This window comes from Pseudomonas sp. GW821-FHT02A11 (assembly GCF_059421985.1).
The window spans coordinates 40253-61522 of sequence record NZ_JBWKWB010000007.1 but is presented as its reverse complement, the minus strand read 5'-3'; the positions used below and the strand labels follow the sequence as shown (position 1 = coordinate 61522).

Here is a 21270-nt window from a genome sequence, read left to right as displayed (position 1 = left end):
ATGGTTCGCGGTTGCGAATATCGCACTGTTGGCTGTTTTGCGCAAATGCTGAGTGATGTCGATTGGCCTTAGTCCAGGCCACAGAAGAGCATGCGCCACCGTAGATTCCATGAGGCAGCACGTGAGGCAGCTGCACGTTCGGGCCATGCGCTGGAACAGGGTATGATGCGCGAGCCCGGCATTGCTACGCCGGGCAGCCTCCACCCCGACTCAGGATCGCCATGTTCACCATCACCCGCCTCGAAAGCTCTCCGCCGGATTCCATCGACAGCCAGATCATGCAGATGGTGGTCGATTACGTCACTGACATCAGCATGGTCGGTATTGTCCCGAGCAATCCGCTGTACCCGCTCTATCAATATGGCGTCGGCCACGAGGTGCATCAGTATTTGCAAGCCATGAACGGTTCGCGCGGCTTTGCGGTGGAGCTGATCGTGGCGCTGGACGACGAAGACCCGTCGATCGTTTCAGGTTTCCTGCTGTACTTGCCGGTGCAGGGCGATACCGAGGCCTGTTCAGTGGCGTACATGGCGGTCAAGGCCGATCAGCGACGTCGCGGCATTGCCCGGGCGATGCTGCAAAAAATGCTCGACCGCTATCCCCATGCCGAGCTGGCCTGTTTCGTGGGCAAGGTGCCGTACTTCGAAGCCATGGGGTTTCGTGTCCTCAACGCACGGGGGCCGCAGGTGCTGATGAACACCCGTGATCACCAGACCGATGGGTTGCTGGCGGTGCTGGACATCGCGCCGATCTACAACTCGGTTGAGGTCAGGCAGATACACGCCTACCTGCTCAAACAGCACGGCAAGCGCGCCATGATCGACGCTGAAAAACAGCGCGACCGGCACATGGATCAGCTGGCGCGGCAGGCGCGGGTGTTTGTGCAGGAGCGGCTGCTGGACAGATCCCGGACGTGAAGCTGGCCGCAGGCCGCAGGAGTCCAGCTTGCTGACGAGCAACGCTCCTACGCCTTCCGGGAAGAAGCAGACAGCGGCAGCCCAAACGCCTGTTTTCTACATGCCTGATTTCTACTCTGCGATTTCTTCATTCAGATCAATCCCGCCCGGCTGCAGGCTCCACATCTCCAGCAGAAAGTCCGTTTCATCGTGGCGCAGGGTGCGCTGCATCGGCAAGTGTCGGGCGAGCAGCTCGTGGGCGTGGCGGCCCTGCATCGGGCAGCCTTCAATGGGATGCTGCCAGTGGCAAGCCAGCACCGCGCCGTCGGGTTTCAGACTGCCGGCAATGCGCTGGATCACCTGCACGAACACCTCAGGCTCCAGGTAATACGCCCATTCGCTGACCACGATCAGGTCGAACGATCCTTCAGGCCAGTCCTGCGGCAGACACCCCTGAATCACCTTCGCCAGAGGCAGGTGATCCAGGCGCTTGCGCGCGAGCTCCACGGCCCGTGCGTTCATGTCCATGCACACCAGCTCATCGCTGCGCTCGGCCAGGCGCAGGCTCAATTCGCCATTGGCGCAGCCTGGCTCGAAGACCCTTGCGTAGCGCTGACGGGGCAGGGCGGCGAGGGTCAGATCGCGTTTGCGCTGTTCATACCAGCGGGTGCGAAACGCCCAGGGGTCATCGTTCTCGGCGAACAGTTCGTCGAAATAATCGGCAGGCATGCTCATATAAATACCAGTTCAAAGGACTGCAACAGACGCTGCAAGGTCGTGGGATCGAGCACGGGCGCAGCGCCGGTGCTGGGGTCGGATTGCAGCTGGCTGATGTGCGCAGCGATCGCCTGACGTTTGCGCAGCTGCTGCTCATCGCTGAGCCACAGCTTGCGCGCCCGGTCCCATGGAATGCGCGGATCGTTGGGCTCGGCCCAATGCCAGGCCCAGACCGGCATCTCCAGCAACGTGGCCCCGGTGTTGGCAGCCGCCTGCGCGGCGCAATGCCCTACGGCCTCGTGATCGCAGTGACCGTCATGGCGCCAGGTGCTGAGCAGGATGTCGCCTGCGTGCAGATCCTGACTGAGCAGCGCGATCAGCGATTCGGAGTGCGCCGCGACGTCGCCATCCGGCATGCCGAGGCGGTGCCAGCTGATGCGCGATGCATCAAGACCCAGGCTTGCGATGGCGCAACCACTCTCCTCGATACGCTGGGCCCGGAGCCGCGGTTGCGGCCATTGAGTGGAGCCCGGATGACTGCCTTCACCGTCGGTCACCGAAATCAGCTGCAGGTCGTTCTGACGGTCGACCATCCCGGCCAACAAGCCGCCGCAGGCCAGCACCTCGTCGTCCGGATGAGGCGCCAGAACCACCAGGCGCGAGCCCGATGGCACCAGCGCGTCGAGGGTTACAGGCTGGACACCGCTCAGCGCGACGCTGTTTTGCCAGTCGCGCAAGGACGTGCCTTGAACGCCAAAGGGTTGTGATGCAGTCATAGCGACCAGTCCTCAGCCTCAAGGCCCGCGAGTAACTGGCCCAGCCCCGCCAGATCCCTTTCGGCGTGGCTCTGGCGGATGAACACGGGCAGGTCGACAGCCAGACGGGCGAACTGTGGATCGCGGCAAAAGGGTGCCGCGCCCAGCGCCCGGCCTACGTGGCGACAGACCTGTTCAACGGCCTGTTCCACCTGAGCGCGAACCCGCTGTACGGGCAGTCGCGCGTCATCCTGAGGATGGGCGTCGATCCAGGCAGCGCACTCCCGCAAGGCTGCCGCAGCGCCTGAGAGCGCTGCGTCGACGCTGCCCAGATGCGCGTCGGCATGGGCGTCGGGTCGGCCTTGCTGGCGTTGACGATGAAGCGCGCGCGCCAGCGATGCGGCGGCACCGTACCAGGTCGCAGCGATCCCGGCGCCGCCTTGCCAGAAGCCGGGGCGCGACAGGTAAGCGCCGCTGGCACCGATGGGGTAACCGATCGCGTTGTCGAAGTGCACATCGACGCTGGCGGTGCTGGCCATGCCCACCGCCTGCCAGGCTTGCGCGTCAATGCTGATACCCGGCTGATCAAGGTGTACGGCGATCAGATAGGGGGTGTCGTCGGCGCCCCAGGCCGTCAGTAATGCATAGTCGATCTGCTGGGCGCCAGAGCACCAGGCCTTGCGTCCATTGAGGCGGACCTGCTGACCAGAATCCGGCGTTACCTGGACTTTGGCATTGGGCGGCTCTGCAGCCCAGACGCCCCAGATACCGGGCTCGGCAAAGGGTGTACAAGAGAGTTCGGCGAGAATGGCCAGCGCATCGGTGTGGCCTTCGAAAAGCTTGAGCAGCGCCAGATCGATGCCACCCACCGTTGCCAACTGGCGCCAGCGCTCGAGAGTTTGTCCGCTGCCGGGCAGGGGCAGCTGATCCAGGCCGCGCTCGATGCACTGACACATCGCGTCACGCAATCGGTCGTCGATCATTGGCGTGTTGGGGCGGCGGGCGAAATCTGCCAGCACCGCATCAAGGCCTAGTGCGTCATCGTCCATGCCTGAAGGTCTCCCGGCGTTTCGGGGGCTGGCGCGAGATGCGCAGGCTACCCATGAGCTTCGGCAGCCGGGGCGGGGCAGGGTTCAAACAATCTGCCGCTGGCCTGCCTGCGCGGTTTTGTCGCACCCAGTGATCAGGCCCGGAAACATGCCCCGGTGCGCGACGATGTAGAATGTCGCCCCATGAAATTCGTCCGCACCCATCAATCGCTCATCGCCTGGATGCTGTATGGCTTCGTCCTGTTCGGCGGGCTCGTGTGCAGCCTGAGCCATGGGCAGATGTTGCGGGCGTTCAACCTGATGATCCCCGGTGTTGAGTGCAGCACGCAGCACGACCTGGCCGGGCCCATGGACATGGCGCAGATGGGTGATCACGCCCAACTGATGAAACTGTCGATGACCGATTGCGCTTTTGCCGGGGCCGTTGTCTTGGCGCTGGTGTTCTTGATCGGTCTGGGCTGGCTGGCGCGAGTCCCGCGCAAGGCCGTCCTGCCTTCTGATTACCTGCTGCGCAAACCGCCTCGAAAGGTCTTTCCTGGCTGGTCGCCCCAGGCGCCCTGATCGCCGACGTATCACTGGCACTGTTTAGCGTCGTCCCCGGTCCGGCCTCAAGGCCAGGCGGGGGGCGGTCAAAGGTCGGCGCCAACGCCGACCGCATCAGAGAGTTCGTCACATGAATGATTTACTGACCCGCCGCCAGGTGCTTGGTGGCATGGGCATTCTGGGCCTGGGCCTGCTCGCCGGTTGCGATGGCTCGACCACCGCGCTGAATTTCAAGTACGGCAAGGACCTGAGCAACGAAATCCGCGGCCGTACCTTTAAGCTTACCGACACCGAAGGCCAGACCAAGACCCTGTCCAGCTTCCGGGGCCTCATGCCGATGGTGTTCTTTGGCTTCACCCAGTGTCCGTCGGTGTGCCCCACTGCGCTGGCTCGCGCTGCGCAGATCAAGAAGATCATGGGCGAGGACGGCAAGACCCTGCAGGTGATTTTCATCACCGTCGACCCGGAACGTGACACGGCGCAGATCCTCGACGCCTACGTGAAACAGTTCGATCCCAGCTTCGTCGCCCTGCGTGGCACCCTGGAGCAGACGAAACAGGTGGCCAAGGAGTTCGGTGTGTTCTACGAGAAGGAGCCGATCGGCGACACCTACACCATGTCCCATACCGCCACCAGCTTCGTCTTCGACTCGCGGGGCAATCTGCGCCTGGGCCTGTCGCCGTCGCTTTCCGCCAAGCAATGTGCGGAAGATCTGCTCACTGTCATGGAGGTCTGCTGATGACCGCGCTGTTCACTCAATGGGTTTCCCGTTCGCTGCTGGCGATGTCTCTACTGGTGGGCGTCAGCCTCTCGGCCATGGCCCAGACCCGCGTCGACGACGCCTGGGTGCGCACCACCGTGCCGGGCCAGCCGTCGTCCGGGGCCTTCATGCGCATCACCGCCGACACCGATAGCAAGCTGCTGAGCGTCGCCTCGCCGGTGGCCAGTAACGTGCAGATCCACGAGATGAGCATGACCAACGACGTGATGCACATGGGGCCGGTGGACGCCGTGGCGCTGCCGGCCGGCAAGACCGTGTCGCTGGACCCGGATGGCTATCACGTGATGCTCATGGGGCTGTCCGCGCAGATCAAGGAAGGTGATCAGGTGCCGCTGACCCTGACCGTGGAAAACGACAAGGGCGTACGCGAAACCCTTCAGGTCACGGCCCCAGCGCACACCATGCAGGAGTCGATGGACATGGGTCACGATCACGGCGCCAGTCATTGACTCGTACCTGTAAGAGTCACCAGCCCGCCGCAGATCCCCTGTAGGAGCAGTCGGAGGTTACGACGCCGCGAATGCGGTATTTCAGGTGCGGATGTGGTGCCTGACATGCCGCTTTCGCCACTGTCGTAACCTCCAGCAGCTCCTACAGGTTTAGCGTTGGTCATGAGTCACCGGCACGCCGCGGATTCCCTGTAGGAGCAGTCGGAGGTTACGACGGCCGCGAATGCGGTATATCAGATATAGGTGATGTGTCAGATACACCGCGTTCGCCACCGTCGTAACCTCCGGAAGCTTGTACAGGTTTTGCGTTGGTCTTGAGCATTGGGTCTTGATCAAGCCGTCGACACGTCAGTCGCCGAACATCCCCAGCAGCAACACCAGATTCAGGCCGATGATCAGCAACGCAATCGCCCAGGCCAGGGTCGTCAGCACCGGCCCTGTGACCAGGGTGCCCATCAGCTTGCGATCCGAAACGAAGCGCACCAGCGGCACGATGGCGAAGGGCAGTTGCATCGACAGGATGACCTGGCTCAGCACCAGCAGTTTCGCCGTGCCGTCGGCGCCATACAGGCTGGTGACGACGATCACCGGAATGATCGCCAGCCCACGGGTCAGCAGGCGGCGTATCCATCCCGGCAGTTTCAGCCTGAGAAACCCTTCCATGACAATCTGCCCGGCCAGGGTGGCGGTCACCGTCGAGTTGATGCCTGAGGCCAGCAAGGCCACGGCGAACAGCGTCGAGGCCAGGCCCACTCCGAGCATTGGCGAGAGCAGATGATAGGCCTGCTCGATTTCCACCACATCGGTTTTCCCCGCTTTGTGAAAGACGGTCGCGGCGGTGATGAGGATCGCGGCGTTGACGAACAGCGCCAGGGTCAGCGCAATGGTGCTGTCGGTGACCGACCAGCGCAGGCCGATGCGCCGGCCTTCCTCAGTGCGCGGGTAGGCGCGGGTCTGCACGATGGATGAGTGCAGGTACAGGTTATGGGGCATGACCGTGGCGCCGATGATGCCGATGGCCAGATACAGCGCTGCCGGGTTGGTGACGATTTCAGCCTTGGGAATGAAACCGCCAAACAGCTCGGCCATGTCCGGGCGGGCCAGCACCATCTGGATCGCGAAGCAGCCAAAAATGATCAGTAGCAAGGCGATGACGAACGCCTCCAGTGCGCGGAAGCCCTTGCCCATCAGCAGGAAGATCAAGAAGACGTCGACCGCCGAAATCACCGCGCCCCACACCAACGGGATGCCAAACAGCAGGTTCAGGGCGATGGCGGTGCCGATGACTTCGGCCAAGTCGCAGGCGATGATCGCGATCTCACAGGCCAGCCACAGGGCGATGCACACCGGCCGGCTGTAGCGCTCGCGGCACGCGCGGGCCAAGTCCCAACCGGTGACGATGCCCAGGCGCGCGGACAACGCCTGCAATACGATGGCCATAAGGTTGGAGAGCAGGATCACCGACAGCAGCATGTAACCGAACTGCGAGCCACCGGCAAGGTCGGTCGCCCAATTGCCGGGGTCCATGTAGCCCACGGCAACCATGTAGCCGGGCCCGGTAAAGGCGAGCAGGCGCTTGAACCAGTTGCCGGTCTTGGGCAGGGCGACACTGGCGCTGGGCATGCCGCCGCCCAGTGTGTCGTCACCGGGGTTGGCCCGGTTTTTCATCGGTTGCATTGCGCGCGTTCCCGCTCAGATGAGGTCGGCCGGCGCGCAGCCTGAAGACCTGAGCGGACCGTTCAGTGCTGCGTGCGTAGTGAGGGTTAGCCTAATAACGTTTGAGTCGCCAGTGAATTTAGATAGTCGCCGAAGCCTTCCCGGCAGCGACAGTCCTTGCGTGCACTGGTGATCACACTGTTGCGTGCCGTCCAGACAATCCGTGCGCCAGTGCGCTGCAGGTCTTCGACCAAATGCACATCTTCATGGGCGGCCAATGCCTTGAAGCCGCCGGCCCGTTGATAAGCCACGGCTGAAACCCCGAGGTTGGCGCCGTGGATGTGCCGATGGTCGTCCACCGGGCGATAGTGTTCGTCGTAACGCCTACGCACGTGCTCGGTGTGTTCGGACCAATCATCCACCTGCACGATGCCGCACACCGCATCGGCCCCAGACCCGACCTGTTCGGCCAGCCAGCCATAGGGCACCACACTGTCAGCGTCAGTGAACGCCAGCCAACGGGCGCCGCGTTCCAGCATCAACTGCGCGCCGAGGGCGCGGGTCATGCCGACGTTGCGATGCTGGCAAGGGTGGACGTTGACGCCGTGGGACAGGGCGATGGCCTGTGAGCCGTCAGTGCAATCATCGAGCATGATCAGTATCTCAACCCTTTCATCACCCAATGCTTCGTGATGAGCGGCGGCAATCAACGATTTGATGCAGTCATTCAAGCAACGCTCTTCGTTATGCGCGGGGACGATGATTCCGATCATGGGCTGGCCTCATGGCGGCACGTGCGACGATCGCATTAGCCTTTCGATGTCGACCTGAATCGCGAAATATTGGTTGCAAGTATTTTCTGTTATGACGACCGAATGCGCCGACGCGCCCATTGGCATCGACACAAACGGCCGGGAAGCGGGGCTTTACGCAGCCCGCAGCGACTCACCGATGGCCTCGCTGAAGGCAGGCAGATCGTCCGGGTTGCGCGAAGTGATCAGGGTCCAGCCGTTGGCGTCGCACTCCTTGACCTCTTGATCGACCCAATCCGCCGCATGCGCATTAAGCAGGTCGGTGCGCACGCTGGGGTAGGATGTCAGCGTCTTGCCGTCAACCACACCCGCATCGATCAGCAGCCAGGGGCCGTGACAAATGGCGGCAACGGTCTTGCCGGCGTTGGCGAACTCCTTGACCAGACGCTGCGCATCGGCGTCCTGGCGAAGGGTGTCGGCATTGACTGTACCGCCGGGGATCACCAGGGCATCGAATTGATCAGCCGACAGACCTGCCAAGCGGGTATCGGAGGTGACGCGGGTGTCCTTGTCGGTATCGTGCAGGAAGGTCTGCGTCTCGCCGCCCTCGATGGACGCGTGGGTGACGCTGGCGCCCATGTCTTTCAGGGCCTTGAGCGGTTTGAGCAGTTCATCGCGCTCGATGCCGGTGTTGGCGGTGATGATCAGAACTTTCTTGCCTTGCAGTTGCATGCTCATGGCGGTGATTCCTCTTGAGTGAAAACGTCACCCGACACTGGGGTGTTGTCGTTCTCTGAGGGAGTCGAAAAACCGAAAGTTCAGCCCGATTGCATCACCGGCCATGACCAGCGCATCGGTTCAGAGGCAATCGCGTGCGGCTTTTTCCAGTGCACTGCGACCGAATGCTGAGGCCAGCGGCGCGCGTTGATACAGAAATGCGCGGGTATTGGGGTTGCCTTTGAAGACTTCGAGAATATCGTCCTGGGACAATTTGCCGGATACCAGCAGTTTGTAGTGGCCCTTGCTCTCAGTCAGGGTGGTCGACGGCTTGATCGCCTGCCACTTGGGCAATACGCATTGCACGTAATCAGCAGCCGGCTTGGGGGTTTCGAGATTGACCGAAGGGTTGTTCGGGGTCGAGCCGCAGCCCGCCAAGGTCAGCGCCAGCGCGCTGGTGAGCAGTGGGAAACGCATCTATTTCATCCTGAAATGAAGAGTGTGAATCACTTCGCAAGGCCACGGAGCATCACGCCATATCAATTTAATATCATTGATGGCGTGTCTGGCGTGGGTTCAGAAGTGCACGTTTATTGGAAGTTGTTGCGAATCTTAAGTTGAGAAACGCTATCGTTTGCGTTGGTCAATCTAAGGCCCGTTATTCAATGACGCATATGGTGCCGAGGTGGCGCTTAAATGGAAAGAGTCACGGCTGAAAATATCGGCGGCGACCAGTCAGGGCCCAACTGAATGTTTATCCGGCCTGACTCGTTCACTCGATGTCCGACCCCAGGGTTGCCCGATGTTGGAGATGCAGGCGGCGGATATTCAAATGCTCTGCTCGGTGCTGATAGGTTTTGACCTGTAATCGAGCATTGACAATCAATCTGTTGGGATTAAAGTGAGCATAAACGAGCATTGCCCGATTGATGTTTCATGACCGAGCATGCCTTTTCGCACTAGCCACAGGATCCCTCATGTCAATTGAACTGCAACGCGCCGCTTACTCAGTCCTCTTGCCTGCCTTTGCCGGGCTTGATCTGGATGACGCCGTTCGGCGGTATCTGGAGCGAGGCGGGGTCTCGATTCTTCTGGGGGAAAGCCGTGATGAATACCTGGCGCGCAATATGAGTTTCGAGCGGCGTTGGCGTGAAACTCAGACGCATTTCATGGGAATAGCGCAAGAGGCGGCTGAGTGTGCAGGTTCTCCGGTGCTGGTGGCGGTGGACCAGGAACTGGGCGGGATCCAGCGTTTGCATCGCTTGGTGCCGGGGATGCCGACCGCCGACGAGCTCAAGGGCTTGAGTGACCAGGAGATTGAGGCGCGCAGTTATGAGATGGCCAGTTCGGCAAGGGTCATGGGGGTCAATCTGTTCCTGGCACCTGTCGTCGATGTGGTCACCGGCAGCAATCCCTGGCTGCACAATCGCACATTGGGGACGGACCCGCTCGAAGTGTCGCGCATAGCCTGTGCCTTCATTCGTGGAGTGCAGCGGGCGGGGGTGATAGCCACTGCAAAGCATTTTCCCGGTCATTACCACACCGAGCACGATCCCGCAGTGGCGCTGGCCAGTGTGCCAGATTCGGTGGACGACCTTGAGCAAGGCCTGGGCGTGTTCCGTGACGTCATCGCGGCAGGTGTGCAGGCGATCATGCCGGGGCCAGCGGTGTTTCCGGCGCTTGACCCGTTGCAGTCGGCCAGCACCTCGGCGAAGGTCATCGGCCTGTTGCGCGAGCATCTGGGTTTTGGCGGGCTGATCATCTCCGACGATCTGGACGCTGTGTCGATTCTGCGCGGCAACAGCATTGCCGACACCGCCGTCACTGCCTTGGGTGCCGGGGCGCATCTGCTGCTGGTATCCAGCGAATCGGGGCTCGATGACATCGCGCAGGCAATCGTCGATGCGGTGGAAAACGGGCGGCTGGATCGTTCGCAGTTGCTCAGTGCCTCGCAGAAAGTGCGCGATCTGGCGCAAGCTTCGAAAGCGCAGGTCGATTCAGGGCTGTACGTGTCCTACCCGATTCCCGGAGGTCATCTCACGCGTCGGGTGACGCGCTAGGCAAACCCGGACATCGTAGGCAGGCGACAGGGGTGGGGGGGCACAATGGCCCACGCCACAGACCTCATTTGCCAAGCGTCTGCCACCCACTGTTCACGCCTGTCGCCTTCGAACGGATAGGGCGCGCCTGATCGGCGGTCATGCGTTGTGCTCCTCGTTTGTACTCCCACGCGACAGGCTTTACCCTCCACGGCACCCCTCATGTCAGAAGGAATGCCTGATGAGCTGGTCTGCCAAGCAGTATTCGATGTTCGAACAGCAACGCACTCGCCCGGTCCGCGACCTGGTCGCTGCCATCCCGACGCAATCGGTGAAGACAGCGATCGATCTGGGGTGCGGCCCCGGCAATTCCACCCAAGTGCTGGCCGAGCGTTTCAGTGATGCGTTGATCACCGGGCTCGACAGCTCGGACGACATGCTCGGCGACGCCCGCCAGCGCTTGCCGAACATTGAATTCGAACGGGCAGATATCGGCCTGTGGAAGCCGGAAAAAACTTATGACGTGATTCTCGCCAACGCGTCATTGCAGTGGGTGCCGGATCATGCCGAGCTATATCCGCGTCTGGTCAGCCTGCTCAATCCCGGTGGCAGCCTTGCCGTCCAGACCCCGGACAACCTCGAAGAACCCGCACACCGGCTGGCCCGCGAGATCGCAGCAAGCGGGCCTTGGGCGAGCAAGATCGCGTCCGTCAAACACCCTGATCGCCATCCGGCGGCTTATTATTTTGAAGTGCTGCAGCCCCATTGCGCTGAGGTCGATGTCTGGCGCACCACGTATCACCATCCTTTGGCCGGTGGGCATGGCGCGGTGGTGGAGTGGTTCAAGGGCTCGGCGTTGCGGCCTTATCTGCAAAAGCTCGATGAGCGCGAGCAGAAAGCCTTTCTCGACGCCTATCTGCAAGCGATTTCCCAGGCGTACCCGGCGCTGGCGGATGGCTCGGTATCGCTGCCGTTTCCGCGTCTGTTCATCGTTGCCACACGCTGATGTTCTGATACGGCAGGTTCTGTGTAGCCGCCCGGCCGGGCGGCTACAGGAGCAAAAGCCAGGAGTGAAAAATGGATAAGCCGCAAATGGATCTGGCCTCACGGCTGATCCGCAACTTCAATGAAGTCCCGTTGCAGGACGAGCGCCGCGATCCGCTGTACCAAAGCCAGGCCGCGCGTCTGGGTACCGGCACTGCCGCGCAAAAGCTCGGCGCCTCGGTGGACATCGTCGCCCCCGGCAAACGCTCGTGCCCTTACCATTTCCATTACGCCCAGGAAGAGATGTTCGTGATCATTGACGGGCAGGGCACGCTGCGGGTGGCGGGTGAGATGCTGCCGGTCAAAACCGGTGACGTGATCTTCATCCCGCCGGGCCCTGAGTACCCGCATCAGCTCATCAATACGTCCCGGGCGCCGCTCAAGTACCTGTCCATCAGCACCCGCGAGACGCCGGAAGTTTGCGAATACCCGGACTCAGGTAAGTACCAGGCAATGGTCACGATCAACGGCGCGAGGGCGTTCACCGCCGTTCAGCGCCCTGGCACTACGCTGGATTACTGGGATGGCGAGCCCTGAGCCTTGGACGCTGAATGATTTGGTTATAACCATAGATCCTTTCGATCTACGCTTCATATAAGAAAAGCGGAGGGCTTTAGACGAAAAATCGCTATCCTGCGCGCCAGTTTTTCCAGCGTGTCGGGCAAATCAATGGATTTTGGCAATACAGGTTTCGTGGTCGCCGGGCTTGTCGTCGGCTTCATCGTCGGTATGACCGGCGTGGGTGGCGGTTCGTTGATGACTCCGATTCTGCTGTGGTTCGGTATCAACCCGGCCACCGCAGTGGGCACCGATCTGCTGTACGCCGCCATCACCAAGAGCGGTGGCGTGCTGGTGCACAAGAAGAACGACAACATCGACTGGGGCATCACCGGCTGGTTGACGCTGGGCAGCGTGCCGGCGGCTGGGCTGACCCTGTGGTTCCTCAACAGCCTGCACACTGCGCCCGATGCGATGAACGCCGTGATCAAGCAAGGTCTGGGGTTTGTCTTGCTGCTCACGGCGCTGGCGATCTTCTTCAAGAAACGCCTGCTGGCCTTTGCCCAGCGTCATGCTGGCGATCACTACCGCCTGAGCGACAAGAGCCTCAATGCGCTGACAGTGGTCACTGGCGTGGTGCTGGGCGTTATGGTTGCGCTGACTTCCATTGGCGCTGGCGCACTGGGCACGGTGGCGCTGTTCATTCTGTATCCGTTCCTGGACACCCGTCGCCTGGTGGGCACCGAGATCGCCCACGCCGTGCCGCTAACCCTGATAGCAGGCCTCGGCCACGCCAGCATGGGCAACATGAACTGGGCGATGCTGGGCTTCCTGCTGATGGGTTCGCTGCCGGGCATCTATATGGGCAGCCACTTGACCGGGCGCGTTCCCGATGGCGTGCTGCGCCCATGCCTTGCGGTAATGCTGATCGCCATCGGCTACAAGCTGGCGTTCTGATCGGCCAGAACCTTTGCAGGGCGCCGTCACATTCACGCCAGGAGGGAGCATGGACATCATCGCCGAGCCGCAACTGATCCAGCTGGTGACTGAAAGGTTGATCCTGCGCCCTGCGTTGCCGACCGACGCTGCGCAGATCCGCGCCTACAACCTGTTCAATCACAAACATCTGCAGCCTTGGCAACCGACCCGTCCTGCCGGTTTTTTCGACATTGACAACATCGCCATCCGCATCGCCCGCGTGGAGCGTGATCGCCTGGCCGGTCGCTGCCTGCATTTGCTGATGCTCGACCGCGCCACCGGGGACATGGTCGGCGAGTGCAATTTCAGCAACGTCGTGCTGGGAGCTTTTCAGGCCTGTCATCTGGGCTATTCGCTGGCGCAAAATGCGCAGGGCAAAGGGCTGATGCGTGAGGGGTTGAAGCGGGCGATTGCCTATGTGTTCGAGGATCTGCAACTGCATCGGGTGATGGCCAACTACCGACCGGAAAACGAGCGCAGTGCGCGAGTGTTGTCGGCGCTGGGTTTCGAGCGCGAGGGTTTTGCCAAATCCTATCTGCAGATCAATGGCCAGTGGGCCGACCATGTGTTGACGGCGCTGGTCAATCCTGCACAACGTTGAGCTCATCGCGTGGTGCTACAGCGTTGAATCCAGACCATAAAAAACCGCTGACCACCCGAAGCGCCAGGTGATCAGCGGCAAGTCACGTCTTAGCAGAGCTTGTCGATGACGCGAACGCCGGGCTCTTTCTTCGCGGCACCCCATTCACTGCTCAGGGTGTCCAGTACCTGGCCCAGGAACTGTTTGTCGGCGGCTGCCTTCTTGCCGACATAGCCATGCCCCTTGCGGTACATCTTCAGCCGCGCACGCATGTGCGGATGCTGTTCGTCGAACTCTTGTTCCTCGGTGCAGGCGCCCAGGCCGTCCATGTGCACATCGCCTTTCTCACAGACCCAGAGAATGTGGCTATCGAGGGAGTCCTTCTGCGCCGCGAACAGTCGAGCCAATTGATCAATGGTGGGTTGATTGTTCAGATTCATGATTGGATACCCCTTTTTGCCCATTTGTTAGCTATCTGGTTAGTTCACACGTAATGGCGAATCGTCCGTCGATTCGCAGTCCTTTCTCACGCTGACAAACAAGGTCCGTCGATGAGCCGGAGCCGCTGCCGGGCGCGTTGAATGTCGTATCGATGAACGCTGTGGCGGGATGATCAGAAGCGCAGGAGAGAGTGGCGGGCGTCGTTGGACACTGGCGACTTTGCGTGGTCGACCACAAGTGTCATGAGGACGTTTCGCCAGCGCTCGGCCTATGGGTCGATCATGCCGGTTCAGCTTCATCAATCTGCCTTGTGGGCAGCACACATCCAGAGGTTGTTCGACGGCTATGCCGAACGGGCCCGGAATACTTTTGCCAGCTCTCCCGATCGGGGAGACGGCCTCACTATGCAATTGCAAAACGGCTTCGTCAACCGTTTTGTAGTGAATATTTTCATGAACTACATATTTTGTAGTTCCAATACACAAAGGTCCGTTCGTGACTACAAAGTCAGTGTTTACGGGCCTTTGACGCCATTGAAGTGTCAGCGCTGGCAGGTGGGTCGCTGTTGACAGGCTATGGCGTCGGAACAGCTTTCTCGCCATGACGATCTGTCATTATCTGGACAGAATGACAGTTGCGCACTACTGTGTACGGCATCGATCACCGGACCCAAGGCCGCCACGCCATGAAAAACCCGCCCCACGGCAGCGCGCATCTGCTGCAACAAATCAAGCTGATCGCCGAGGGCCTGGCCGAGACCTTCGCGCCGTTCTGCGAGGTGGTGGTGCACGATCTCAAGGACACCGATCATTCGATCCAGGCGATCCACAACAACCTCTCCGGCCGCCAACCCGGTGACCCGACCACGGAGCTGGGCCTGGCGAGGATTGCTGATCCTGCGTATCCGCAGATCATCGCCAACTACGCCAATCGTTTTGCCGACGGTCGTCAGGCCAAGAGCACATCCATCGGCATCAAGGGCGAGGATGGTCAGTACGTCGCTGCGCTGTGCCTGAACATCGACCTGACGCTGTTCCAGAGCCTGCAATCGGCAATGGCGCAGTTCACCCGTGTCGAGGCCAAGGTCAGCGAGTCGCTGGACCCTGGCAGCGCCGACAGTATTCGCGAGTGTATCGACCAGTTCGCCGCGCGCCTGGCCAGTTCCCCCCGCGCGCTGAAGCCTCCCGAGCGCCGTCAGCTGCTGCAGGAACTCAAACAGGCGGGCTATCTGGACATCCGCAAATCCATGGAAGTGGTGGCGCAGCACTTGGGTGTGTCCCGCGCCGCCGCCTACAGCTACGTCAAATGATCGAGGTTTTTCCGATGCCAGATGCCATTGTGTGCAGCAACAGTCCGGCGTTGCCGACCCCCGCCGGGCACTACTCTCATGTCTGCGCGGCGGGCAATCTGCTGATGATTTCCGGGCAGTTGCCGGCGAGGTCCGACGGGCGAACCCTTGAGGGTGAGTCGTTCGAGGTGCAGGTGCGGCAGGTGCTCGCCAATATCGATGCCTGTCTGGCACAAGGGGGCGCCGACAAATCACGGCTGGTGCAGGTGCGCGTGTATGTGACCGACATGCAGCACTGGCCGCTGTTCAACGCGCTCTACGCGCAGTGGCTGGGTGACCATCGCCCGGCCCGAGCGGTAGCCGGTGTCGCGCAGTTGCATTACGGCCTGGCGGTGGAAGTGGAAGCCATGGCACTGCTGCCGGGCTGATTGAGCACCAACTGGTTATTTTCTGACCCCGGCAAAGCGGGGGCTTCTCTGCATCGAACCTTAGAGGATGAATATGGAAACGCTCGTGCTCCCGACGTATGACGATGTGGTCGCAGCCGCGAAACGCATCGAAGGCCATGCCCACAAGACCCCGGTCCTGACTTCGCGCACTGTTGATCGCGAGTTGGGGGCCGAGGTGTTTTTCAAGTGCGAAAACTATCAGCGCATGGGCGCGTTCAAGTTTCGCGGGGCGTTCAACGCGCTGTCAAAGTTCGATGCCAGCCAGCGCAAGCGGGGCGTCGTGGCGTTCTCGTCTGGCAACCACGCCCAAGGCATCGCCCTGTCAGCGCAGTTGCTCGGCATTCCGGCGACCATCGTCATGCCCCACGACGCCCCCGCCGCCAAGGTGGCGGCGACCAGGGAATACGGCGCGACGGTGGTGATCTACGACCGCTACAAGGAGGACCGCGAAGCGATTGGTCGCACGCTGGCCGAGGAGCACGGCCTGACGCTGATCCCGCCTTACGACCACCCGGACATCCTCGCGGGGCAGGGCACAGCGGCCAAGGAGTTATTCGAGGAGGTGGGCCCGCTGGATGCGTTGTTCGTCTGCCTGGGTGGTGGCGGGCTGCTCAGTGGTTCTGCGCTGGCGACCCGCGCCCTGGCGCCGAGCTGCAAGCTTTACGGTGTCGAACCCGAAGCCGGTAACGATGGCCAGCAGTCCCTTCGCAGCGGCCATATCGTCAAGATCGAAACCCCGAAAACCATCGCTGATGGCGCGCAGACGCAATACTTGGGTCACTACACCTTCGGCATCATCCAACGCGACGTCGACGACATCCTCCTGGCCAGCGACGCGCAGCTGGTGGACGCCATGCGCTTCTTCGCAGAACGCATGAAAATGGTGGTCGAGCCGACCGGATGTCTGGGTTTTGCGGCAGCGCGAGAGAGAGCTGCCCAGTTGAAGGGGCAGCGGGTGGGGGTGATCATCAGCGGCGGGAATATCGACCTGAACACCTACGCGAAGCTATTGGCGCGATAACCCTGGTTGCCGATGCCTTGGCACACAGGTAAAGCCTGGGGAGAGCAAGCGCCCGGTCATGGCGGACTGCGGCGGCGCACCAAAACAATCTCTGCCGCGCGTTAACCGCTTGATTTTGGGCACTGCGCACTCGCGCTCGATAGCTCCACCCCGCGGCTTTTCACGAAGTCGGTGATGGCACTGTGCTTGCAGCATCTCCCGGACACACGGAGGGAGATGCCGAATGTTTTCATTGCGCGCCAACAAACGCCGAGCCCATGACGATGACGCCCTGAACCTGTTGTTCGAGGATCTGGACCTGACAGTGCAACTGTCCGAGCATTCGCCGTTGAACGCTCGCCTCAACGGCTTCAGCAAGACCTTGCACTCGCGTCTGGGGGAGAGTCTGGCCGCATCGGTGGACATCGCCGCCCATGCGCCGGAACTGGCGCGTATCGCGCGCGCCACCGAGCAAAGCGGGCAGATGCTGGCCCAGGCGTCGGAGCTGATCGCCAGTGCCAGCGAGCAGGTCAGTACCTCGCTGGACACCGAGCTTGTACCCGGCGCCGCCCAGGTGGCCAAGTTGTCCAGCGAAGTGACGCTGACCCTGCGCCAGTGCCAGCAGACGGGCGAGCAGGTGCTCGGGCAGGTCGATGCCATCGGCGCCAGCGAAGAGAAGCTGGAAGCGGTGATCGGCCAGTTATTCGGGCAGTTGGAGGAAGTCAGTCAGGTGCTCGGCGTGATCGCCAGTATCTCCCAGCAGACCAACCTGCTGGCCCTCAACGCGGCCATCGAAGCCGCCCGTGCTGGCGAGCATGGTCGGGGCTTTGCGGTAGTGGCCGATGAGGTGCGTCGGCTGGCGGGGCACACTACTGAATCGACGGCCCGGGTGAGCCAGATCATCGAGCGTTTTCGCGCGGACATGGACCAACTGGGTGCGGCCGGGAAGATCATGCACGCCGCTGTGGCGGATGGCCGAGACGGCATGACGCGCATGGGCGAGGACCTGCTCAGCACGCAGGCGGCCATGGACCAACTGGATCAACGGGTTGGCCATATCGCCTCAGGCACCGAACACATTGGCATTGCCGTGCATGCCATCAATCGGGACGTGCAAAACATCGCCGGTGTGGCCGCCGAGTTGCTCGGCAACGCCGGACAGGTGCTGACCCACAGCGATGCCGTGCGCAACAGTGGCGATCACCTGCTCAATGGGTTGGGTGGGTTTCGCTTGCAGATGCACAAGGCGATTCAGCATTCGGTGGAGCGGCTTGGCAGCGAGGCGGCCATGCACGGCGATGTGCAGGCGGCCGAGCGTTTCATGCTGGAGACCCTGCGTCGTGATCAGCGTTTCGAGCTGTTCTACATGGTCGATCGCAACGGCACGCAAATCAGTGAAAACATCGGCCTTGAGACCGATGCCAAGGCGCCGAGCTGCAAGGGACGCAACTGGGCGCAACGGCCCTGGTTCCGGGAAGTGGCCGAACAGTTGAGCAGCTACATCACGCCGGTGTATCGCTCATCGGCCACCGATGCGTTTTGCATCACGGTGTCGGTGCCGATCTTTGCGGCGAACGGGCAGTTGCATCGGGTATTGGCGGCAGACGTGCGGTTGTCGGCGCTGTTGTAAAACGTTGGCAATACCGCTGAACCATTACAGCCAATAACCCTGTGGGAGCGAATTCATTCGCGAGACGTTCGAACAATCGACACATTTCTGTGACTGGTCCAATGTCTCGCGAATGAATTCGCTCCCACAGGGGGAAGACTGCATTTTCCGGGGGCGGAATGTTGAACCCTTTGTAGCAGCACGGCTTGCCGGCGGTGGCGATTTCACGGACGCCACCGCCGACAAGCCGGACCGCTACGAGGGGGATTTCGCGTTACGCCTCTTCCTCCTTCTGCAACACGAACAGCAACAGCGAGCGCGGCGTCACGGTGTATTCGGTGCCGAATTCAAAGCGTTCCTTGCCCTTGATGTCCGGCTGGTTGGTGTCGACCAAGCTGATCCAGTTCACGCCCTCAGGCACTTCCGGCAGGGTGAAATTGACCCCCTCGTGGTGCGAGTTGACCACCAGCAGCATGGTCGCATCGGCACCGCGACGACGGATCCCGGTTTCCTGGGCGCGGCCGTCGATGAGCATGCCCACGCAGCGGCCGTTAGGGTCTTCCCATTGCTCGATGGTCATCTCCTCGCCGCTCGGCGACAGCCAGGTGACGTCCTTGACCCCCAAATCTTCGTTGTATTCGCCCACCAGGAAGCGCCCACGACGCAGGATCGGGTATTTCATCCGCACTTTGATCAGCTTCTGCACGAAGTCGTGCAGCGCTTTGCCGTCTTCATCCCAGTCCCAGTTGACCCAACCGATTTCGCTGTCCTGGCAATAGGCGTTGTTGTTGCCGTTTTGCGTACGGGCGAACTCATCCCCGGCAACGATCATCGGCGTGCCTTGGGAAAACAGCAGCGTGGCGAAGAAGTTGCGCATCTGACGCAGGCGCAGTGCGTTGATTTCCGGGTCGTCAGTCGGGCCTTCGACACCATGGTTCCAGGAGCGGTTATCGTTGCTGCCGTCCTGGTTGTTCTCGTCGTTGGCTTCGTTGTGTTTGTCGTTGTACGACACCAGGTCGTGCAGGGTAAAGCCATCGTGGGCGGTTACGAAGTTGACCGACGCGTAAGGCCTGCGACCCCGCTGGTTGAACATGTTGCCGGAGGCGGTCAGGCGGCTCGCAAGGTCGGCCAACTGGCCTTCGTCGCCTTTCCAGAAGGCTCGCACGGTGTCGCGGAATTTGTCGTTCCACTCGGCCCAGCCCGGCGCGAACTTACCCACTTGATAGCCGCCCGGGCCGCAGTCCCAAGGCTCGGCAATGAGCTTGACCTGACGCAGCACCGGGTCCTGACGGCAGGCGACGAGAAAGCTGTGGCGCTCATCGAAACCATCATGGTAACGACCGAGAATGGTCGCCAGGTCGAAGCGGAAACCGTCGACATGCATCTCGCTCGCCCAGTAGCGCAGGGAGTCGGTGACCATCTGCAGCACGCAGGGATGGCTCAGGTCCAGGGTGTTGCCGGTGCCGGAGTCGTTGATGTAGAAGCGCTTGTCGTCCGGCATCAGGCGGTAGTACGAGGCGTTGTCGATGCCGCGCATGGACAGGGTCGGGCCGCGCTCGTTGCCTTCGGCGGTGTGGTTGTAGACCACGTCGAGAATCACCTCCAGGCCTGCATGGTGCATGTGCGCGACCATTTCCTTGAACTCGGCGATCTTGCCGTGGGCCAGGAAGCGCGGGTCCGGCGCGAAGAACGCGATGGTGTTGTAGCCCCAGTAGTTGGTCATGCCTTTTTGCAGCAGATGCTGGTCGTTGACGAACGCATGGATCGGCAGCAGCTCGACCGAGGACACGCCCAGGCCTTTGATGTGCTGGATCACGTCGTCGACCATCAGGCCAGAGAACGTACCCTTGAGCTCATCGGGCACCGAGGGGTGACGCATGGTGAAACCGCGGGTGTGGGTCTCGTAGAAAACGGTTTTCTCCCACGGCACATTGACCCGCTGATCACGACCCCAGGTGTACGCCGGGTCGATGACCTTGCACTTTGGCACGAAGGGCGCGCTGTCGCGCTCGTCGAAACTCAGGTCGTCATCGGGATGGCCGATGGTGTAGCCGAACAAGGCTTCGGACCATTTCAACTCGCCTACCAGTTGCTTGGCGTAGGGATCGATCAGCAGCTTGTTGTGATTGAAGCGATGGCCGTTTTTCGGGTCGTACGGGCCGTATACGCGATAACCGTACACCAGTCCGGGATGGGCATCGGGCAGGTAACCGTGGAAGATCTCATCGGTGTATTCCGGCAGTTCGATGCGTTCCAGTTCGGTCTCGCCGGTGGAGTCGAACAGGCACAGCTCGACCTTGGTGGCGTTGGCCGAGAAGATCGCGAAGTTGACCCCCAAGCCATCCCAGTTTGCGCCAAGCGGGAAGGGTAGGCCTTCACGGATGCGCGAGACGTGGGCTTCCGGGCTGTCGGCCTTGCTGGATTCATTCTGGGGGGCGGCGTTCTTGTCTTGCTTGCTCATGATGATTCCTGATGTTCGAATGATTTCCTGAAGGCGAACAGAGCCTTTGTCGCAGGCTGGGACTGCGCCATTGGTTAAAACAGGCAAGGGGGTTACCGCAGGGGAATATCGTTTCAAGCGATCCCTGCGGTAGAGGTTTGCTGCGCGAACAGTCTTCGGCGAAACCGAAGACTCAAGGCGCGGGTGGCTTCGCAGCCGGAGCTTTTTTGGCCGCAGGTTTCGCAGCGGGCTTGGCAGCCGGTTTTGCAGGCTCCGCACCGCTTGCAGCGACCTTGGGCTTGGCGGGCGCCTTGGCTTTGGCAGCCGGCTTGGCCGCAGGTTTTTCAGCGGCTTTCGCGGCTGGCTTCGGCGCTGCCTTGGCGGCAGGTTTCGCAGCCGCAGCCTTGGGTTCAGCTTTTGCTTTGGCAGCCGCTTTTGGCGCAGCTGCTTTTTTCGGTGACTTGGCTTCGGCATCCGCTAACTTGCGGGCCTGCTCCCAATGGATGGCATCCTTACCATGAGGCTTGCCTTCAGATTCCCAGATCTGATGGGCGAGCTCTTTGATTCGTTTTTCGTCGGCACTCATCTC

At 61.3% G+C, this 21270-nt stretch carries 23 protein-coding genes and 1 pseudogene; 14 read left to right on the top strand and 10 right to left on the bottom strand.

Going from position 1 to position 21270, the window contains the following annotated elements; translation table 11 throughout:
- The first annotated feature begins 221 nt into the window (after positions 1-221).
- Positions 222-917: a GNAT family N-acetyltransferase gene (locus tag AC07V9_RS12885; protein WP_495016091.1), complete on the top strand. Its 696-nt coding sequence runs from the start codon at positions 222-224 to the stop codon at positions 915-917.
- Between the two features lie 111 nt (positions 918-1028).
- Here the strand turns inward: AC07V9_RS12885 and AC07V9_RS12880 are convergent, their stop codons facing one another.
- Genes AC07V9_RS12880 through AC07V9_RS12870 form a run of 3 tightly spaced genes read right to left on the bottom strand, consistent with a single transcriptional unit; the run spans position 1029 to position 3417 of the window.
- Positions 1029-1631 (bottom strand): class I SAM-dependent DNA methyltransferase, encoded by a 603-nt coding sequence (locus tag AC07V9_RS12880; protein ID WP_495016090.1) that lies wholly within the window; start codon positions 1629-1631, stop codon positions 1029-1031.
- Entirely contained in the window at positions 1628-2389 is a 762-nt protein-coding gene (locus AC07V9_RS12875; protein ID WP_495016089.1) for a PIG-L deacetylase family protein, read from the bottom strand. The genes AC07V9_RS12880 and AC07V9_RS12875 overlap by 4 nt, the downstream gene beginning before the upstream one ends.
- Positions 2386-3417 (bottom strand): acyl-CoA dehydrogenase family protein, encoded by a 1032-nt coding sequence (locus tag AC07V9_RS12870; RefSeq protein WP_495016088.1) that lies wholly within the window; start codon positions 3415-3417, stop codon positions 2386-2388. Before AC07V9_RS12870 ends, AC07V9_RS12875 begins: the two co-directional genes overlap by 4 nt.
- Before the next feature lie 183 nt (positions 3418-3600).
- On the opposite strand from AC07V9_RS12870, the gene AC07V9_RS12865 reads away from it, so the two are divergent.
- From AC07V9_RS12865 to AC07V9_RS12855, 3 genes are all read left to right on the top strand, one after another.
- On the top strand, positions 3601-3978 hold the full coding sequence (locus AC07V9_RS12865; RefSeq protein ID WP_495016087.1) for a hypothetical protein: 378 nt from the start codon (positions 3601-3603) through the stop codon (positions 3976-3978).
- Between the two features lie 112 nt (positions 3979-4090).
- Positions 4091-4699: an SCO family protein gene (locus tag AC07V9_RS12860; protein ID WP_495016086.1), complete on the top strand. Its 609-nt coding sequence runs from the start codon at positions 4091-4093 to the stop codon at positions 4697-4699.
- Positions 4699-5190: a copper chaperone PCu(A)C gene (locus tag AC07V9_RS12855; RefSeq protein WP_495016085.1), complete on the top strand. Its 492-nt coding sequence runs from the start codon at positions 4699-4701 to the stop codon at positions 5188-5190. Before AC07V9_RS12860 ends, AC07V9_RS12855 begins: the two co-directional genes overlap by 1 nt.
- 348 nt (positions 5191-5538) lie before the next feature.
- On the opposite strand, the gene AC07V9_RS12850 is transcribed toward AC07V9_RS12855, so the two are convergent.
- The 4 genes from AC07V9_RS12850 to AC07V9_RS12835 all read right to left on the bottom strand — a co-directional run bounded on the left by AC07V9_RS12850 (position 5539) and on the right by AC07V9_RS12835 (position 8792).
- Positions 5539-6858 carry an Nramp family divalent metal transporter gene (locus AC07V9_RS12850; RefSeq protein ID WP_495016257.1) on the bottom strand — a complete coding sequence of 440 codons (1320 nt, stop codon included), beginning with the start codon at positions 6856-6858 and terminating at the stop codon, positions 5539-5541.
- A 95-nt stretch (positions 6859-6953) separates the two neighbouring features.
- Entirely contained in the window at positions 6954-7619 is a 666-nt protein-coding gene (locus AC07V9_RS12845; protein WP_495016084.1) for a glycosyltransferase family 2 protein, read from the bottom strand.
- A 153-nt stretch (positions 7620-7772) separates the two neighbouring features.
- The gene (locus AC07V9_RS12840) at positions 7773-8336 is read right to left on the bottom strand and encodes a type 1 glutamine amidotransferase domain-containing protein (RefSeq protein ID WP_495016083.1); all 564 of its coding nucleotides are present in this window, start codon (positions 8334-8336) and stop codon (positions 7773-7775) included.
- 120 nt (positions 8337-8456) lie between these two features.
- A complete protein-coding gene (locus tag AC07V9_RS12835; protein WP_495016082.1) occupies positions 8457-8792 on the bottom strand; it encodes a hypothetical protein in 336 nt (111 codons plus the stop codon).
- A gap of 500 nt (positions 8793-9292) precedes the next feature.
- Here AC07V9_RS12835 and AC07V9_RS12830 point away from each other — a divergent pair, with 500 nt between their 5' ends.
- The 5 genes from AC07V9_RS12830 (at position 9293) to AC07V9_RS12810 (ending at position 13475) form a co-directional block, all read left to right on the top strand.
- Positions 9293-10375 carry a glycoside hydrolase family 3 N-terminal domain-containing protein gene (locus tag AC07V9_RS12830; protein ID WP_495016081.1) on the top strand — a complete coding sequence of 361 codons (1083 nt, stop codon included), beginning with the start codon at positions 9293-9295 and terminating at the stop codon, positions 10373-10375.
- Between the two features lie 220 nt (positions 10376-10595).
- Positions 10596-11360: a trans-aconitate 2-methyltransferase gene (gene tam, locus AC07V9_RS12825; RefSeq protein WP_495016080.1), complete on the top strand. Its 765-nt coding sequence runs from the start codon at positions 10596-10598 to the stop codon at positions 11358-11360.
- Positions 11361-11431: 71 nt separating this feature from the next.
- A complete protein-coding gene (locus AC07V9_RS12820) occupies positions 11432-11935 on the top strand; it encodes a cupin domain-containing protein (protein WP_495016079.1) in 504 nt (167 codons plus the stop codon).
- 132 nt (positions 11936-12067) lie between these two features.
- On the top strand, positions 12068-12853 hold the full coding sequence (locus tag AC07V9_RS12815; protein WP_495016078.1) for a sulfite exporter TauE/SafE family protein: 786 nt from the start codon (positions 12068-12070) through the stop codon (positions 12851-12853).
- 49 nt (positions 12854-12902) lie between these two features.
- On the top strand, positions 12903-13475 hold the full coding sequence (locus tag AC07V9_RS12810) for a GNAT family N-acetyltransferase (RefSeq protein WP_495016077.1): 573 nt from the start codon (positions 12903-12905) through the stop codon (positions 13473-13475).
- Between the two features lie 89 nt (positions 13476-13564).
- Here the strand turns inward: AC07V9_RS12810 and AC07V9_RS12805 are convergent, their stop codons facing one another.
- On the bottom strand, positions 13565-13894 hold the full coding sequence (locus tag AC07V9_RS12805; protein ID WP_495016076.1) for a hypothetical protein: 330 nt from the start codon (positions 13892-13894) through the stop codon (positions 13565-13567).
- 635 nt (positions 13895-14529) lie between these two features.
- On the opposite strand from AC07V9_RS12805, the gene AC07V9_RS12800 reads away from it, so the two are divergent.
- The 5 genes and pseudogenes from AC07V9_RS12800 to AC07V9_RS12780 all read left to right on the top strand — a co-directional run bounded on the left by AC07V9_RS12800 (position 14530) and on the right by AC07V9_RS12780 (position 18262).
- Positions 14530-15204 carry a helix-turn-helix transcriptional regulator gene (locus AC07V9_RS12800; protein ID WP_495016075.1) on the top strand — a complete coding sequence of 225 codons (675 nt, stop codon included), beginning with the start codon at positions 14530-14532 and terminating at the stop codon, positions 15202-15204.
- A 14-nt stretch (positions 15205-15218) separates the two neighbouring features.
- Positions 15219-15611, top strand: a complete 393-nt coding sequence (locus AC07V9_RS12795; protein WP_495016074.1) for a RidA family protein — start codon at positions 15219-15221, stop codon at positions 15609-15611.
- Positions 15612-15684: 73 nt separating this feature from the next.
- Positions 15685-16653, top strand: coding sequence for a threo-3-hydroxy-L-aspartate ammonia-lyase (locus tag AC07V9_RS12790; protein WP_495016073.1), 969 nt, complete (start codon positions 15685-15687; stop codon positions 16651-16653).
- Positions 16654-16876: 223 nt separating this feature from the next.
- Positions 16877-17704: pseudogene (locus AC07V9_RS12785) on the top strand (methyl-accepting chemotaxis protein); the annotation flags it as partial.
- Between the two features lie 165 nt (positions 17705-17869).
- Positions 17870-18262, top strand: a complete 393-nt coding sequence (locus tag AC07V9_RS12780) for a PDC sensor domain-containing protein (RefSeq protein ID WP_495016256.1) — start codon at positions 17870-17872, stop codon at positions 18260-18262.
- A gap of 253 nt (positions 18263-18515) precedes the next feature.
- Here AC07V9_RS12780 and glgX read toward each other — a convergent pair whose 3' ends face one another.
- Together glgX and AC07V9_RS12770 are read right to left on the bottom strand one after the other, a co-directional pair.
- Positions 18516-20702 carry a glycogen debranching protein GlgX gene (glgX, locus tag AC07V9_RS12775; protein ID WP_495016072.1) on the bottom strand — a complete coding sequence of 729 codons (2187 nt, stop codon included), beginning with the start codon at positions 20700-20702 and terminating at the stop codon, positions 18516-18518.
- 172 nt (positions 20703-20874) lie between these two features.
- Complete coding sequence (locus AC07V9_RS12770) at positions 20875-21267, bottom strand: DUF2934 domain-containing protein (protein ID WP_495016071.1); 393 nt, start codon at positions 21265-21267, stop codon at positions 20875-20877.
- Between the last annotated feature and the right edge of the window lie 3 nt (positions 21268-21270).

What these genes read in the sequence shown, in the direction of transcription:
- AC07V9_RS12885 (WP_495016091.1), top strand. Translation starts at nt 222, where the DNA reads ATGTTCACCATCACCCGCCTCGAAAGCTCTCCGCCGGATTCCATCGAC.
- AC07V9_RS12880 (WP_495016090.1), bottom strand. Translation starts at nt 1,631, where the DNA reads ATGAGCATGCCTGCCGATTATTTCGACGAACTGTTCGCCGAGAACGAT.
- AC07V9_RS12875 (WP_495016089.1), bottom strand. Translation starts at nt 2,389, where the DNA reads ATGACTGCATCACAACCCTTTGGCGTTCAAGGCACGTCCTTGCGCGAC.
- AC07V9_RS12870 (WP_495016088.1), bottom strand. Translation starts at nt 3,417, where the DNA reads ATGGACGATGACGCACTAGGCCTTGATGCGGTGCTGGCAGATTTCGCC.
- AC07V9_RS12865 (WP_495016087.1), top strand. Translation starts at nt 3,601, where the DNA reads ATGAAATTCGTCCGCACCCATCAATCGCTCATCGCCTGGATGCTGTAT.
- AC07V9_RS12860 (WP_495016086.1), top strand. Translation starts at nt 4,091, where the DNA reads ATGAATGATTTACTGACCCGCCGCCAGGTGCTTGGTGGCATGGGCATT.
- AC07V9_RS12855 (WP_495016085.1), top strand. Translation starts at nt 4,699, where the DNA reads ATGACCGCGCTGTTCACTCAATGGGTTTCCCGTTCGCTGCTGGCGATG.
- AC07V9_RS12850 (WP_495016257.1), bottom strand. Translation starts at nt 6,858, where the DNA reads ATGAAAAACCGGGCCAACCCCGGTGACGACACACTGGGCGGCGGCATG.
- AC07V9_RS12845 (WP_495016084.1), bottom strand. Translation starts at nt 7,619, where the DNA reads ATGATCGGAATCATCGTCCCCGCGCATAACGAAGAGCGTTGCTTGAAT.
- AC07V9_RS12840 (WP_495016083.1), bottom strand. Translation starts at nt 8,336, where the DNA reads ATGAGCATGCAACTGCAAGGCAAGAAAGTTCTGATCATCACCGCCAAC.
- AC07V9_RS12835 (WP_495016082.1), bottom strand. Translation starts at nt 8,792, where the DNA reads ATGCGTTTCCCACTGCTCACCAGCGCGCTGGCGCTGACCTTGGCGGGC.
- AC07V9_RS12830 (WP_495016081.1), top strand. Translation starts at nt 9,293, where the DNA reads ATGTCAATTGAACTGCAACGCGCCGCTTACTCAGTCCTCTTGCCTGCC.
- tam (WP_495016080.1), top strand. Translation starts at nt 10,596, where the DNA reads ATGAGCTGGTCTGCCAAGCAGTATTCGATGTTCGAACAGCAACGCACT.
- AC07V9_RS12820 (WP_495016079.1), top strand. Translation starts at nt 11,432, where the DNA reads ATGGATAAGCCGCAAATGGATCTGGCCTCACGGCTGATCCGCAACTTC.
- AC07V9_RS12815 (WP_495016078.1), top strand. Translation starts at nt 12,068, where the DNA reads ATGGATTTTGGCAATACAGGTTTCGTGGTCGCCGGGCTTGTCGTCGGC.
- AC07V9_RS12810 (WP_495016077.1), top strand. Translation starts at nt 12,903, where the DNA reads ATGGACATCATCGCCGAGCCGCAACTGATCCAGCTGGTGACTGAAAGG.
- AC07V9_RS12805 (WP_495016076.1), bottom strand. Translation starts at nt 13,894, where the DNA reads ATGAATCTGAACAATCAACCCACCATTGATCAATTGGCTCGACTGTTC.
- AC07V9_RS12795 (WP_495016074.1), top strand. Translation starts at nt 15,219, where the DNA reads ATGCCAGATGCCATTGTGTGCAGCAACAGTCCGGCGTTGCCGACCCCC.
- AC07V9_RS12790 (WP_495016073.1), top strand. Translation starts at nt 15,685, where the DNA reads ATGGAAACGCTCGTGCTCCCGACGTATGACGATGTGGTCGCAGCCGCG.
- AC07V9_RS12780 (WP_495016256.1), top strand. Translation starts at nt 17,870, where the DNA reads ATGCACAAGGCGATTCAGCATTCGGTGGAGCGGCTTGGCAGCGAGGCG.
- glgX (WP_495016072.1), bottom strand. Translation starts at nt 20,702, where the DNA reads ATGAGCAAGCAAGACAAGAACGCCGCCCCCCAGAATGAATCCAGCAAG.
- AC07V9_RS12770 (WP_495016071.1), bottom strand. Translation starts at nt 21,267, where the DNA reads ATGAGTGCCGACGAAAAACGAATCAAAGAGCTCGCCCATCAGATCTGG.